Source organism: Aeromicrobium sp. CnD17-E, assembly GCF_024124745.1.
GTDB lineage: Bacteria > Actinomycetota > Actinomycetes > Propionibacteriales > Nocardioidaceae > Aeromicrobium.
On record NZ_JAMXRU010000208.1, the window covers coordinates 1 to 1477 of the forward strand.

Consider the following 1477-nt stretch of genomic DNA (forward strand, 5'->3'; position numbering starts at 1 on the left):
GGCGACGTACTCGGCGGAGGACGGCAGCACGACCTCGCGTCCCAGCACGGCCGGGGCGAGCGCCTGCACGGCCGGGCTCTTGGCGCCGCCGCCGATGAGCAGCACGCGGTCGACCCCGGTGAGCCCCTGGGCCACGGCGTCGAGCGCGTCGGCCAGGGAGCACAGCAGCGCCTCGACGGCGGCTCGGGCGACGTCGGCGCGGCTGGTCGCCGTGGTGAGCCCTGCCCAGGTGCCGCTGGCGTCGGGCCGGTTGGGGGTGCGCTCGCCGTCGTAGTAGGGGCTGACGGTGAGGCCGTGGGCGCCGGGCACGGACGCCAGGGCGAGGGCGGCGAGCTCCTCGTGGTCGACGCCGAGGAGGCGCGCGTGCAGGTCGAGGATGCGTGCGGCGTTGAGCGTGGTGGCCATGGGCAGGTAGCGACCTGTCGCGTCGGCGAACCCGGTCACGACGCCGCTGGGGTCGACGACGGGGGAGTCGCTGACGGCGGCGGCGACGCCGGACGTCCCGATCGACAACGACACGTCGCCCGGTCCGAGCCCGAGCCCGAGGGCGGCCGCCATGTTGTCGCCCGTGCCGGGGGCCACGACGGCGCCGTGCTCGGTGGTGCCGACCTGCTCGTTCGGGCCGGCGACGTGGGGGAGCCCGGCGGCGTGGCCCAGGGCGCGCTCGAGAAGGTCCTCGCGGTAGGCCCCGTCCGCGGCGGAGTAGTAGCCGGTGCCCGAGGCGTCGCCGCGGTCCGTGGCGGGCGCGGAGCGACGACCTCCGGCGCGCCACGTCAGGTAGTCGTGGGGGAGCAGGACGCGCGTCGTGCGTCGTGCGGCGTCGGGCGCGTGGTCGCGCAGCCACCGCAGCTTCGTGATCGTGAAGGAGGCCACGAGGACGCTGCCCACGGCCTCGGCGCACGCGGCCGGTCCGCCGATCTCCTCGACCAGCTCCGCGGCCGCAGCGGCCGAGCGGGTGTCGTTCCACAGCAGCGCGTCGTGGACGGGCTCGTCGTCGGCGTCGAGCGCGACCATGCCGTGCTGCTGCCCCCCGACGGCCACGGCGGCGGCGCGGGGGAGCAGGGGGCCGGCGGCGGCGTCGAACGCGTCGAGCCAGGCCCGCGGGTCGACGCTGGTGCCGTCGGGGTGGGGGGCCGTGCGGGACGCGACGACCGTGCCGTCGTCGGCGTCGACGAGGACGGCCTTCGTGGACTGTGTCGAGGAGTCGACGCCGAGGACGAGGGGCATGACCCCATATTCGTTCAGGGTCCGAACGAAGTCAAGCGTGCAGCGTGACGTGTCTCACGTGCATGAGGGCCGTGCCGCGCACGGGGCCGTTCGGCCTGCGCTCCCGCGCGCGTCGCCGTGCGTTCACCCGCGCCCGGTCGGCTGGGGCCATGACTGACACGCCCGCACCCACCAGCCCACCCGCACCCGACCGCACGCGGCGACGTCTCGTCGTGGGCGGGGCCGTCGGCGCGGCGACCATCGGCACCGG

At 76.4% G+C, this 1477-nt stretch carries 1 protein-coding gene; it reads right to left on the minus strand.

Going from position 1 to position 1477, the window contains the following annotated elements; all coding sequences use genetic code 11:
- On the minus strand, positions 1-1227 hold a 1227-nt coding region (gene xylB / locus NH339_RS18160), incomplete at its 3' end, for a xylulokinase (RefSeq protein WP_253027441.1).
- Between the last annotated feature and the right edge of the window lie 250 nt (positions 1228-1477).